The sequence below is a fragment of the Pseudoalteromonas apostichopi genome (genome assembly GCF_030297135.1).
In the GTDB taxonomy this organism is placed as follows: domain Bacteria; phylum Pseudomonadota; class Gammaproteobacteria; order Enterobacterales; family Alteromonadaceae; genus Pseudoalteromonas; species Pseudoalteromonas apostichopi.
In genome coordinates this window covers 795,584-808,741 of sequence record NZ_AP028066.1, presented here as the reverse complement: position 1 = coordinate 808,741, position 13,158 = coordinate 795,584, and the positions used below count along the sequence as shown (strand labels likewise).

Annotated in this window: 12 protein-coding genes; 3 read left to right on the top strand and 9 right to left on the bottom strand. The window is 42.7% G+C overall.

Annotation, left to right across the window (positions count from 1 at the left end; translation table 11 throughout):
* Positions 1-20: 20 nt before the first annotated feature.
* Genes QUE86_RS19630 through QUE86_RS19605 form a run of 6 tightly spaced genes read right to left on the bottom strand, consistent with a single transcriptional unit; the run spans position 21 to position 6,652 of the window.
* Positions 21-776: a gluconate 2-dehydrogenase subunit 3 family protein gene (locus QUE86_RS19630; RefSeq protein ID WP_286260611.1), complete on the bottom strand. Its 756-nt coding sequence runs from the start codon at positions 774-776 to the stop codon at positions 21-23.
* A gap of 2 nt (positions 777-778) precedes the next feature.
* The gene (locus tag QUE86_RS19625) at positions 779-2,458 is read right to left on the bottom strand and encodes a GMC family oxidoreductase (protein WP_130052585.1); all 1,680 of its coding nucleotides are present in this window, start codon (positions 2,456-2,458) and stop codon (positions 779-781) included.
* A gap of 1 nt (position 2,459) precedes the next feature.
* A complete protein-coding gene (locus QUE86_RS19620; RefSeq protein WP_130052584.1) occupies positions 2,460-3,152 on the bottom strand; it encodes a 3-keto-disaccharide hydrolase in 693 nt (230 codons plus the stop codon).
* A 24-nt stretch (positions 3,153-3,176) separates the two neighbouring features.
* Entirely contained in the window at positions 3,177-4,397 is a 1,221-nt protein-coding gene (locus QUE86_RS19615; protein WP_130052583.1) for an MFS transporter, read from the bottom strand.
* 35 nt (positions 4,398-4,432) lie between these two features.
* Positions 4,433-5,485: a sugar phosphate isomerase/epimerase family protein gene (locus QUE86_RS19610; RefSeq protein ID WP_286260610.1), complete on the bottom strand. Its 1,053-nt coding sequence runs from the start codon at positions 5,483-5,485 to the stop codon at positions 4,433-4,435.
* A gap of 6 nt (positions 5,486-5,491) precedes the next feature.
* The gene (locus tag QUE86_RS19605; RefSeq protein ID WP_286260609.1) at positions 5,492-6,652 is read right to left on the bottom strand and encodes a Gfo/Idh/MocA family protein; all 1,161 of its coding nucleotides are present in this window, start codon (positions 6,650-6,652) and stop codon (positions 5,492-5,494) included.
* A gap of 162 nt (positions 6,653-6,814) precedes the next feature.
* Here QUE86_RS19605 and QUE86_RS19600 point away from each other — a divergent pair, with 162 nt between their 5' ends.
* The gene (locus QUE86_RS19600) at positions 6,815-7,540 is read left to right on the top strand and encodes an AraC family transcriptional regulator (RefSeq protein WP_062568064.1); all 726 of its coding nucleotides are present in this window, start codon (positions 6,815-6,817) and stop codon (positions 7,538-7,540) included.
* Here the strand turns inward: QUE86_RS19600 and QUE86_RS19595 are convergent.
* A complete protein-coding gene (locus tag QUE86_RS19595) occupies positions 7,537-8,406 on the bottom strand; it encodes a glucosamine kinase nucleotide-binding domain-containing protein (protein WP_286260608.1) in 870 nt (289 codons plus the stop codon). The two genes, QUE86_RS19600 and QUE86_RS19595, sit on opposite strands and share 4 nt — an antisense overlap.
* Positions 8,407-8,408: 2 nt before the next feature.
* The gene (locus QUE86_RS19590) at positions 8,409-9,137 is read right to left on the bottom strand and encodes a copper homeostasis protein CutC (protein WP_286260607.1); all 729 of its coding nucleotides are present in this window, start codon (positions 9,135-9,137) and stop codon (positions 8,409-8,411) included.
* Positions 9,138-9,576: 439 nt separating this feature from the next.
* Here QUE86_RS19590 and QUE86_RS19585 point away from each other — a divergent pair, with 439 nt between their 5' ends.
* Both QUE86_RS19585 and QUE86_RS19580 read left to right on the top strand, forming a co-directional pair.
* The gene (locus QUE86_RS19585) at positions 9,577-12,366 is read left to right on the top strand and encodes a TonB-dependent receptor (protein ID WP_286260606.1); all 2,790 of its coding nucleotides are present in this window, start codon (positions 9,577-9,579) and stop codon (positions 12,364-12,366) included.
* Between the two features lie 73 nt (positions 12,367-12,439).
* Positions 12,440-12,856: a GNAT family N-acetyltransferase gene (locus QUE86_RS19580; RefSeq protein WP_239977573.1), complete on the top strand. Its 417-nt coding sequence runs from the start codon at positions 12,440-12,442 to the stop codon at positions 12,854-12,856.
* Between the two features lie 37 nt (positions 12,857-12,893).
* On the opposite strand, the gene minE is transcribed toward QUE86_RS19580, so the two are convergent.
* Complete coding sequence (minE, locus tag QUE86_RS19575) at positions 12,894-13,157, bottom strand: cell division topological specificity factor MinE (protein WP_054552047.1); 264 nt, start codon at positions 13,155-13,157, stop codon at positions 12,894-12,896.
* Position 13,158 lies beyond the last annotated feature (1 nt).

The following is a 13,158-nucleotide window of genomic DNA, read 5'->3' as shown; positions in this document are numbered from 1 at the left end:
AAATAACACAAGGGGGAAAGTTAATCGGTATAGGCGTACTCGCTCAGACCAAGCTCTGCTAAGACCTGATCTAAATGAGCTTTTGCTTCATCTGAAGGGCCAGGGTAATCACCCGCAATTGGTACATTGCCGAGGTAACCAATGTCTTTACAGCCTTCAGGTGTACAGAAAAAGGCTGCGAGCACTAATTCTTTAAAGCGTAAAAAGGCTTTACCAATACGCTTAAACTGCGCCAGTGTTTGCTCGTTTAAAAACGCAATATCGTCTAGAATCGCACGATGTTGCTTTTCGTTCAGCGCAACAAATTGCTTTTTAAAACGAAGCTGTGCTTCATCGTTAAGCCAAGCTAATGAATTTAAAATTTTAATTCTATCGCGTTGTTGGCCTTCATAAGGCGCACTCACCCACTCATTAATGACCGCTGGTACTTGTAGCTCACTGGCTGAAGGAATATCACCTTCGCGCGGTACAATGTAATCAGATAATAGCGCTACTAACGTAAGCTCGTCAGCCGTTAAGGTCAGTGGCCAAGGTGATTCTGGTGGCATCACCAAATTAGGATCTTGGCCATAGCCTTTTGCGGTGACAGGCTTAATATCTAAATCAGGCCAATGCTCTTTTGCAGAGACAGCACCGTCATCTTCAAGTGCTTTTGTGCAACCAGCGGTTAAACCCACTGCCGAGCCTGCAGCTAATAAGCCAAGCCATTTTAAAGACTCACGGCGGCTCATGTTAGAAACATAGTTATATGAGTCGTGTTCGTTACGATGATGCATAATTAAAGTACCCCGTTATCAATTTGTTGAGCAAGCCAAGTTGAATTACGCATTGCCAGCGTCATGATGGTGAGCGTACAGTTTTTATGAGGGTTTGAAGCAAATACACCGGCATCCATTACAAATAGGTTATTACAATCCCACGTTTGTCCCCATTGATTGGTGACCGAATCTTTCTTTGAGCTACCCATTCGTGTGGTTCCCACTTCGTGGATGATTTCGCCGCCTTTTGAAATTGCTTTTTCAGCAGGTGGGAGGTCGCCAACGGTCGCACCCATGTTTTCTAAAATTTGCTTCGCAGTTTTTAAACCATGTTCAATTTGCTTTAACTCTCTGTCAGACCACTTAAAGTGGAACTTTGATACCGGAATACCCCATTTGTCTTTAACCTTTTCGTCAATTTCCATATAGGTATCTTTGTTCGGTAACATCTCGCCACGCAGAGCAAAGCCAACGTAAGAGCCATATGCATCACGAATTTGTTGTTTGAGGGCAGGACCATAGCCTTGTTTATCACCCGATACACCCGAGCCTGGTTGTCTAAAGCCACCGCCAATTTCAAAGTGATAACCTCGTGGAAAGTCTAGCTCATTGTTAGCTTGTGCTTGATGACCCCACCAAGGAATAAATAAGTGATTAGCGGTATGGCCATCTTCGTTATAACGTGGACGGCCTTTAAGTGCAGGAATTTGTGCACCTAACCATGCACCTGTCGAATCCATTAAGTTTCGACCTACTTGGCCACTTGAATTAGCAAGGCCTTTAGGGTGCTTTTTATTTTTTGAGTTTAGTAAGATACGCGCTGATTCACAGGCACTGGCTGCTAAGATAACCACATCTGCATCAATGGCATGCTCAGTGACCGTATGTTTATCAACATAGGTTACGCCAGTTACTTTACCTTGCTCATCAACCTTGACTGATTTAACCATGGCATCGGTAATTACTTTTAAGTTACCCGTAGCTTTTGCCATAGGTAGAAGCGATGTTGTGGTTTGGAAAGCGGCGCCAATCGAGCAACCAGAACCACAAGGTGTTGCATAAAAACAGGCCATGCGGTCATCTTTCGGGCGGGTTAGTACCGCGCGGTGCATAGGCACTGCTTGAATGCCCATTTTCTTTGCAGAGGCGGCAATTAAAAGCTCAGGAACACGCGGCTTCGGTGGTGGCTGTAAAATACCTGGCGATGAATCTGGCATATCTTCATGGCCAGTATTGGTACCACATACACCTACAAGCTCTTCTGTTTTATCGTACCAAGGTGCTAAATCAGCGTATTCAAAAGGCCAATCAGCACCGTGACCATCACGGCTTTTACCTTTAAAATCGTGCTCACTAAAGCGTAATGAATAGCGGCCCCAGTGGTTAGTTCGACCACCTAGCATACGTGCACGCCACCAGTAAAAGTCACTGCCTTTAGCGCTAGTATAAGGTTCGTCAGGCACTTGCCAGCCGCCATCAACGGTTGCATCGTAAAAGCCAAAGTTTTTGTCTTTATTACCAGCCCCCATAAGTGGGGCTTCGTTGTTACGGCGAAACATCGGGCTTTCTGTTTTCGGGTCATAATTACGACCGGCTTCAAGTAATAAGACTTTGTGGCCAAGTTTGGTCAGCGTATAAGCAGCCATGGCACCGCCAGCACCAGAGCCAACTACTAAAACCTTATGTTTAAAATCAGACATCTTATAGCTCCTTAATTTTTATATTTTTAAACCACACTTTGTCACCGTGGTCTTGAAGCCCAATATGACCTTGCGATGCTGTTGCAAAGTTTTTCCAGGTTGCAAACTTACTGCCTTTAACAAGGGTATTCCAGGTTGTACTACCAATCACAATGCTGGTGGTGCTGATACCGTTTTGCCAAACTTGTAAGTGGTTGTCTTGCATCTTAATGCGTACATGGTTCCAGCTATTTGCAGGTTTGTGTGCCGCAGTTGGCGCTGCAAATAAATCGTAAATTGAACCCGCTAAGTGCGAATCAATTTCAGTATCTGGGTGTTCTTCGTTATCGATAATTTGAATTTCAGGAGCATGTGAGTAAATCATCTGCCCAGTTTCATCAGCCAGTACGAAAATACCACTATTACCCTTGGTAGAGATTTTCCAATCAATCAGTAATTCAAAATTTTGGTACTGCTTTTTGGTAAGCACATCACCGCCACCTTTGGTTAATGTCATTGCGCCATCTTCAACAACCCACGCAGGATTTAAAGATTCGCTTTTAAAATTGCGCCACTGCGACATATCTTTGCCATCAAACAATAACTGCCAGCCAGCTTGCTTTTCTTGTTGTGTAAGCTGATTGTCAGCCGCATTAGCGAGTGCACAGCTACTAACGGTAAGCATTAAAGTCAGTGCTTTAAGAGATTTAAACATAGTGTTCCTCGACGATTTACTTGCTTAAGACGCACATTTTTCGGTGCGTTTGTTGTTATTAACTACTAAATGCAACCCAATGAATGCGACGATTAAAATAATTGGGAAGATCAGTAGGTTTTGTAATACAGCCTGTCCGGCTAAAATTTCAATTTGTTCAGCACTTGCACCACTTGCCTCTGCCGATGAACGGGCAGTGTCTATCCAACTACCAATTACTGGGTTCCAGATGCTCATAGCAAACATGCCTGCACCGCCCATTAACGACATACCCAACGCGCCAGATTTGGGAATGTATTCAGCAACGCAGCCAAGCATGGTTGGCCAAAAGTAGGTAACGCCAAGTGCAAATAGCATCGCTGCCAGATAAATCATGCTGCCCTCGGCTTGACTCATCATAAAGATCCCTAAGCTTGCACAAATGGCAGAACCAAGTAACACACCAGTAGGATTAAGCTTATGAACAATTGGACCCGCAAAGAAGCGACCAACAGCCATTAAGCCGGTGATTAAAGCTAATACCACCATAGGAGAAGCCCCAGAAGAACCTAAAATTCGCTCAATCCATTGTTGCGTTCCAAACTCAGTGGTTGCAGTGAACGTCATACACGCAATTAAAAAGATGTATAACGGCGTGAATAAGTGGCGAATATTGCTGGTGGTTGAGTGAGCACGGGTATCAAAGCTAGGAAACTGAGCTTTAATTAGCATCGCGCCATAAATAACGGTTGGAACTAAAATTAATGCTACTTGCCACTGCCAATTTAGGCCCGCTCCCGACATAAAGTTAGAAGCAAGTGCGCCAATCACAATGCCACCTGGGAACCAAACATGAAAACGGTTTAGCATGGTAGTGGTATTTTTAGGATACATTTCTGCAATCAGCGGATTACAGCCCGCTTCAACAGAGCCGTTAGCAAAACCAATCAAAAAGGTAGAAACTAACAAGCCCCAAAAGCCATCGGCAGTAATAGTCAAAACCAGACCAAGTAAATGACAGATAAACGCTAAAGCGACTAATTTCTTAGCGCCAATGGCATTATAAATAATACCGCCGACCATAGTCGCAACCGGAAAGCCCAAAAATGCCATGGCATTCACCCAACCAAGTTCGGTGTCTGTTAAACCAAATTCACTGCCAAGTTGACCTAAAATACCAGCACGGATGGCAAAGGTCATAGAGGTCACAATCAGTGCTATACAGCAAAGCCGAAAGACTATGCGGTTATAATTATTGTTGTCCATATTGTGTGTCCTGTGTGTTCTATTGTTGTCGGTTTTTATAAACCTAAAATTCGATTATTACGCTCAGTGTTTGTTGCGCCACTGGCAAAATCGTCAAAGGCTTTGTCTGTTGGGTTTATTAAGTGAGCTTTAATAAACTCAGCACCTTCTCTTGCTCCATCTTCAGGGTGCTTTAAGCAGCACTCCCATTCAAGTACAGCCCAACCATCAAACCCATATTGAGTTAACTTGCTAAAGATTTGCTTAAAATCTACTTGGCCATCTCCTAAGGAACGAAAACGACCCGGTCGGTCCTGCCAGTTTTGAAAACCGCCATATACCCCAGAGCGGCCATTCGCAATAAACTCGGCATCTTTGACATGAAACGCTTTAATGCGCGAATGATAGATATCGATAAACGCTAAATAGTCGAGCTGTTGCAATACGAAGTGGCTCGGATCATAAAGAATATTAACGCGCGGATGATTATCAGTAGCCGCTAAAAAGCGCTCAAATGTCACGCCATCATGTAAGTCTTCACCCGGGTGTAATTCATAACAGACATCGACACCATGCTCGTCAAAGCAATCCAAAATAGGTAACCAACGCTTAGCAAGCTCATTAAAACCTTGCTCAACGAGTCCTTGTGGGCGTTGTGGCCACGGGTAAAAGGTATGCCATAAAAAAGAACCCGAAAAAGTCGCATGAGTTGTTAACCCCAGCTTCTTACTGGCTTTAGCAGCTAGCATCAGTTGCTCTGTTGCCCATTCTGTACGTGCTGCAGGGTTACCTTTTACATGCTCTGCGGCAAAGTTATCGAACATTTCATCGTACGCAGGGTGCACAGCAATTAACTGGCCTTGCAAATGGGTTGATAACTCTGAAATTGTAAGTCCATATTCCATGGCAATACCAGTGACTTCATCGCAGTATTGCTGACTTTGGGCGGCTTTTTCTAAATCGAAAATTTCAGGGTTTGAGGTTGGCACTTGAATCGCTTTGTAACCTAAACCGCTTGCCCACTTACATAAGCCACGAAGGCTGTTAAAGGGGGCTTCTTTAGAAATAAACTGCGCCAAAAAAATTGCTGGCCCTTTGATTTTATTCATTCTTTATTATCCAATCTGTAATTTGTGCCACTTAATGTCTTGCTTTGATGAAGCAACTATGTGCTCAATAAATGCCATACCACGTATAGCTTCATTGATGCCAGGCACATCAAATGCTGAGTTTGTTGCATGGTCGCCTTGTTTAAATGCGTGAATTTGTGCTGCAAAATTGCTGTAGATATTAGCAAATGCTTCTAGGTAGCCTTCAGGGTGACCTGCAGGGGCTCGCAGTGCGTTTTGTGTGTCAGGGTGTAATTCACCCACACCCGCTCGCAGTAAAATAGAGGGTTGGTTGTGACCACGCAGCCATAAACTATTAGGCTCAAGCTGTGACCATTCAAGGCTTGCCTTGTCGCCGTAAATACGTAGCCGTAAATTGTTTTCATCGCCAATAGCGATTTGGCTTGCTAGTAAAACGCCTTTACAACCATTATTGAATCTAAGTAGCACGGTGCCATCATCATCGAGAACTCGACCATCAACGACATGATTTAAATCAGCACAAAGCTCTGTAATTTCAAGGTCAGATACATATTCGGCTAAGTTAGCTGCATGCACGCCAATATCGCCCATACAGCAGCTAATGCCTGACTTACTGGTATCTAAGCGCCAACTTGCTTGTTTTGATGCTTCGTCTTCACTGTGAGATAACCAGCCTTGGGTGTACTCAACAATCACCTTGCGAATCGTGCCAAGCTCACCGGATTTAACGCGATGTTTGGCTTCTTTTACCATAGGGTAACCCGTGTAAGTGTGGGTTAAACCGTACAAAACGTGCTGCTTTGCAATGATGGCTTGTAATTGCTCTGCTTCTGCAAGTGTTAGCGTTGCCGGTTTGTCTGATAACACATGAAAACCATGTTCAAGTGCCATTTTGGCGACGGGAAAATGTAAATGGTTGGGTGTTACAATAGCCACAAAGTCGATACGCTCATCAGCGGGTAATTTTGCTTCTTCGGTAAATAAGCTTTGGTAACTGTCGTAGCAACGACTGTTATCTAGCCCTAGTAACTCGCCAGTTGCTTTACACTTATTAGCATCTGAACTAAATGCGCCTGCAACAAGCTCTATCATCCCGTCTAATCGTGCTGCAATACGATGAATAGCGCCAATGAAAGCACCTTCGCCACCGCCAACCATCGCCATGCGGATCTTAGCTTTGCTCATCTTAAGCGCTCCTAATTTAAATAGCGTTAGCTACTGTTAATCTCATGTTATTGATAATAGGAAAGCTTGAGCAATAAGTGATAATAAAAATTCGGTTGACAATGCAACAAAATCGGCGTTTAAAATATATAGCATTATTCGGGGAAGAGACAAAATTGAGCGATGGATATACAAGAAATAATAAAAAAAGCTGGTGTAAATCAGTTGATTGCTGCATTTGACTTATTGCCAGATATTCTCTTTTGGGTAAAAGACACTGATAGTAGAATCTTGCATTGTAATCAACATTTTATTGAGCATCAGGGTTATAAAACACTTGAGCAAATATTGTTAAAAACAGACTTTGACTTTTCCCCAAAACACTTGGCGTTTCAATACGTCAATGATGATAAGCGAGTGATGGAAGGCTTCATAGTGACTGACCGTTTAGAGCTTAATCAAACCCAACAAGGTGAGCTTGGTTGGTTTTCAACATCAAAGCATGCTTTAAAAGATCACGATGGCAATGTGATTGGCACTTATGGTGTGACTCGGCACTTACAAAAAACCTCAAAAGCGCTTTCTCATGTTCGTGCGATTGAAGAGCCTGTAAAATTTATTCGCGAGCACTATCATCGTCAGATCAGTATTGATGAATTGGCAGAGCTTGCACATTTGTCAGTAAGTGCCTTAGAACGTCGCTTTAAAAAGCATTTGGCAAAAACACCTAATCAGTTTATCAACGAAGTCCGTCTCGAAAATGCCCGCAAGCTACTGATTGAAACACAGCTACCCATTTCACAGGTTGCTTATCAATGCGGATTTTCCGAACCAAGTTACTTCAGCAAACAATTTCGGCGTTTGTTTGGTGAAATTCCATCACAAATGCGCTCACAACTCGGTGATTAAATTGCCGCTCTCGCCATTAAAATAGCCCCTTGCTCAGCACTGGCAAGGGCAGGGGTTAAACGCGCTTTACTAGCATAAGTTAAGTAAGGGGTAATGGCACTGGCAATACCGCCCATCAAGGTAATTTTTTTAATGCCTTGCTTTTCAAAGTATGAGATATAGCGGGCTATGTATGCACAAGCTTCATTGATTAATTGCTTACAAAAAGCGTCGTCAGAATGGCTAAAAACGAGGGGCGCAAATTTAGCGAGCTCAGCAGGGCGCGCCGATATTAAAAGCTGACTTAACGCTTGGCTGGAGTGGCAGTTAAGCTGGGTGAGTAGGGTATCTATGGCCGTTGAACTTTTCGCAACACCATCAAGTACTTCAAATGCTTTACGGCAAAGTTGTAATCCTAACCAACCACCACTGGCACCATCGCTCAGTAATAAACCATATCCACCCAATTCGTTAAATTGGTTTTGCTGCTGGTAGCCTGCACAAAAGCCCGTACCAAGAATAATCACCGCGCCATCATGGTGTTGGTGTGCGCCTTTACACGCAATCAGCATATCTGTTGACAGGGTAAAGTTGGCAAATGGATGTTGCCACATGAGCATAGATTGATAGGCAGATTCGATATTGGCACCAGCAAGCCCGGCATGCACATAGGTGTTTTTCAGCTCGCTTAAGGCAAGCCCAGCATCATGAAAAGCAAGTTCTGTAGCATGGAGTATTGAACTTTGACTTTGTTTACAGCTGGTAGCCACGTTTGCTGAGCCACTGATAGCTTCGCTAAGTAGGGTGCCATTTTCGTTTTCTAAACGCACCTTACATTTACTGCCACCGCCATCAATACCTAAAAAATAAATTGCTTTGCTTGCCATGCTTAATCCTTTGAAAGTAGCTTATTGATAGCCTCAGCGCTAATTGCACCTTGTGCGTTATGCACGCAAGAGTGTACATGTACAGATGCATTTGCTGAATGGTTTCTTATTAATTGCCAAAAAGCTTCCGCGTTTTCTAGGGTAACGCCACCACCCATAACAATTTCTATTTGATTAGCGCTGTGTGCTAAGTATGTGTTGAGCTGATTTAGACCATCAACAGCACTTTGGCCGCTTTGCCACGGCGTGCCTGCTGTTAATATGCGGTCAACTCCTAAGCTAATTAGTTTTTCAAGTGCGCATAACGGATTTGTCAGGCTATCGAATGCACGATGAAAGGTAACCATAAGCCCATAATGTTTTGCAGTGGCGAGTAAAGAACGAGTTACCTCTATATCAAGTTTTCCTTGTTTGACTGCACCAAATACTACCCCATGTGCGCCTACATTAGCTGCGAGTTTTATCTGTTTTTCCATTAATTTATGACACTCAGTACTTACAGTAAAATTGCCAGCTTCTGGTCGTATCATTACTAATAGCTCGGTATTTCTGGTCAGGCTTTTCAATGCGCATTCAATTGCAGAAATACTGGGTGTTAAGCCTCCTAGGTGCAAATTACTGCATAACTCAAATCGTTTTACGCCTAAGTTGCTAGACGTAAAAACGTTGTTCGCAAGTTGCTTTAAGTCGCCTTCGTTTAGGCAGACTTCGAGAATTTTACCATTGCTCATCGTCGTTTTTTTACCATATCTATTACACCTAGTTTCAAGTCACTTATTTAACTTGCATTATCAGAAAGTGCCTTTCGGGTTTTAATTTATATTTATCAATGAATTATATGTTTGTGTGTGTTTTTTAGAATTTAGGTTTAAATACAAAAAACATAAGGTTAACTATAAAGTAGAAAAGATAAAAATGAATATAAAATATTCCACACGCCGATTTTGTCATATCTCTCACCGAATTTTTATTATCACTTTTTGACCACTCACCCTATTCTGAATTGGAGTTTAACAAGCTATTAACTACCGATAATACGTTTTAAAACCGATAACAATAAATCGTTTTTGTGGAGGTTATACCAATTCGCTTAATTAAATGACTAAGTATTATTGCGGGTTGGTATTAAAGCCTCATAAACAAAAACAGAACACACAACTGGAGATAGGCATGGGCAAGCAAACTGTAATAAAAACAAAAGGGCAGGGACGGCATTTCAAACGTAATGCAATTTTAATTTCGCTATTGGCTGCTATTAATACAAGTTACGCAGCAGAGCAAGCAAATGACGATGTAGAAGTGATTGAAGTACGAGGAATTCGTTCTTCAACAGCAGAAAACTTAGCAATAAAACGACTATCAGCTGCCACTGTTGATGCAATCACTGCTGAGGATATAGGTAAGTTTCCTGATAAAAATGTCGCTGATTCATTGCAACGTGTATCAGGTGTTCTAATTGACCGCGATGGTGGCGAAGGTAGCCGCGTAAGTATTCGTGGTACTTCACCAGATTGGACTCTAACCCAATTAAACGGTAACTATATTGCTTCATCAGGTTCAGGTACTCCTACCCGTAGTTTTAATTACACGTTATTGCCTTCAAGCATGATCAAAAGTGTAGAAGTGTATAAAAGTGCTGAAGCACGCATAGATGAGGGCGGTATTGGTGGTACGGTTATTTTACATACCCGTAAACCACTAGAGATGGAAGCAAACTCAGGTGCGTTAAGTGCTGAGGTAACTTACGATGATGTGTCTGAAGATACTAAACCGCAAGTCAATGTGCTTTATTCATGGAAAAATGACGACGAAAACTTTGGCGTACTTGCCGGCTTTACTCGTCAAGATCGCACCGTAACAACCATCACTAACAACGCGTCACACTGGCGTTTTCACTCAGATACAGTTGAAGGGGCAGAGCGCCCTGCGCTGGTAGACCAAGCAACTGGCGAAGTGTACAACAATGTATGGGCACCGCGGGCTATGAGTGTAAATAACTCAAACCAAGACCGTACCCGTGATGGTTATCAAGTGGCCATTCAATGGGCCCCAAGTGACAGACTTGACTTAAACTTTAATTATTTTGGTGCCAAGCTAGGTTATGACCAGACAGGACAAAGCATTACCTTTGCTGAGTGGAATGATAATCATAACCCGTATTACGGTATTGTACTTGATGGCGATACCGTAGTTGCTTACGGTAACGGTGATAATGGTTTACTGAATGACAATAACTGGGGTGATGCTGATGTAAACGGCGGTGTGCCTGTGCGTCGCGGCTTGTTGTCTCCTCAACTTACAGGGCGTGAGCGTTTTGGTGAGTCAAAATCAAACACCTATGATTTTGAAGGCACTTATTATGGCGATACTTACAGCGTTACAGTAAAGCTGGGGCATACCGAAGCAGAGGGTGGTACCTCAAAAGAAACCTACGCTAATATTGATGCGCGGTTAGGCTCTGTAAATAGCTGGTTATGGTCAATTGAAAACGGAAAACCAAGCTATGAAGTGTCGACTGATTTAGCCACCGATAAAGAAGCATACCAATATTATGACTGGTTTGACTCTTACTCATCTGAAAATGAAGACTCTGAAGATTACATTCAAACAGATGTAAAATTTGACCTTGATGGTAGCTTTTTCACCCGTTTATATGTGGGGGGTAAATACCGCGATCACGAAATTAAAGGTATTCGTAACGACTTTCGTTGGGATGACGGCATAGCCGATAACGGCGGTTACCGCGGTTACTTACCTGGTACTGAGTGGTTCCATAATCCAGATTTTCATCCGGATGCACCAACATTGGTGAGTGACCACGTGGTTGATAACAGCGCCGGTGATACAGGTGCATTTAACTTTTTAGCGTTCGATTTTGGAGCGCTTGATAACTACTTAAAAGAAAACTTTAGCCAAACAGTTGTACCTACGCTTTCGGGTACTTATGCCCTTGAAGAGAAAATTTGGTCTGTGTACACACAAGCTGATTTTGAATGGCAAGATTTTCGCGGTAATGTCGGTGTGCGTTATGTGAATACAGAGCTTAGTACTTTGACCTACGATGATGTCATTGGTCAAGACGATGACGATACCGATCCGAATGAGCGCAGTAGCGATGGCAGTGAAGTATTACCAAGTTTTAACCTTGCATGGGATGCAACCGAAGACCTTGTTGTTCGTTTTGCCGCAGCACGCACCATGGCAAGAGTGAGCTATTCAGACTTAAGCCAGACCGAGTCATATGGTCCTCCAGTTAACATTAACTCACCTGATTCATGGACAGGCCGTGGTAATGGTACCTCAGTAAATACAGGGCTTGAGCCTATGTTATCTGACCAATTCGATTTAGGTATTGAATGGTATTACGGCGATGGTTCAGCACTTGGCGCGACGTTATTCTCTAAAGATATTTCTAACTTACCAATTTCGACAGTAGAAATAGTAGAGCGTGAACACGATTGTTGTAATGGCCCAATCGAAGTCGAAATGAACACCAAAGTCGGTGGCGGTGATGCAAAATCAGAAGGTTTAGAGCTGTTCTTCCAGCATTCGTTTGATAATGGTTTTGGTATTTTAACCAACTATACCTACACAGATACCAGCACCAGCGAAGTATCTACCGACGGGCAAAAAACAGAAGCCGAAATTCCAGGCACGGCTAAGCACCAATATAATGTGTCGGTGTACTTTGAGAATGACGACTTTAGTGTTCGTGCGTCGTATAACTGGAAAGATGACCGTGCTAACGGTATTCACCAAGGCTATAACTTATATACCAAAGACTATGGTCAGCTTGATGTGAATGCCTCGTACAACTTAACAGAGGATCTTTCGTTTACCGCATCAGTTGTGAACCTAACAGAAGAAGTTGAAGAAGGTTACTGGAAACAAAGCAATCGCTTTACTTATAACCAATATTCGGGCCGCCGTTTTTACTTAGGCGCAAATTATAATTTCTAACCGAAGACATGTTGTTTGTTGCAACCTAAAAAGGTACTTTTATTAAAGTACCTTTTTCTTTTTTAAGACAATAATGATTAAGTTTGTAAAAACAACTGAGCAAGACAAAGCCTATTTACTCGACCTAAGATTAAATACCATGGTTGAGCACTTAGAAAATCAGGGGTTATTTTTATCACTTGAGCAGCATCAAGCAAGAGTGGCTGAGCACTTTGAGCATAGTCATTTAGTGTTAAATGATGGGCAATGTGTAGGCGCTGCCAAGTTCATCGTTAGTGATCAAGCAATTAGTTTATTACAGCTACAAATTGCACCTAAAGAGCAAGGCAAAGGGTTAGGCACTAAGGTGTTAGATGCACTAAAAGCGCAAACAGCAAAGATAAATTTAACGGTGTTAAAAGCTAATCCAGCGTATGGATTATATCAACGGGCAGGGTTTAAAACTCTAGGCGAAGACGACTATGAGTTTCACATGCAGTGGCAGAAATAAAAAAGGGCGCTGTTAAAAACTAAGCGCCCAATTTTGACTATTTCTTTTCTTCGTCAGGTAAAGTGACGTTTAGCTCAAGTACTGCTAAGTCATCTTCGTTTTGGTCAAACTGAACCTGAACTGCATCAGTGTTTACATTCACGTATTTACGAATAACATCTAGGATGTCTTGTTTTAGCTGTGGTAAATAATCTGGTGTACCACGCTGTGAACGTTCGTGTGCGACAATGATCTGCAATCGCTCTTTTGCTAATGACGCACTGCTTTTCTTTTCTGAGCGGAAGTAGTCAAGTAAAGACACA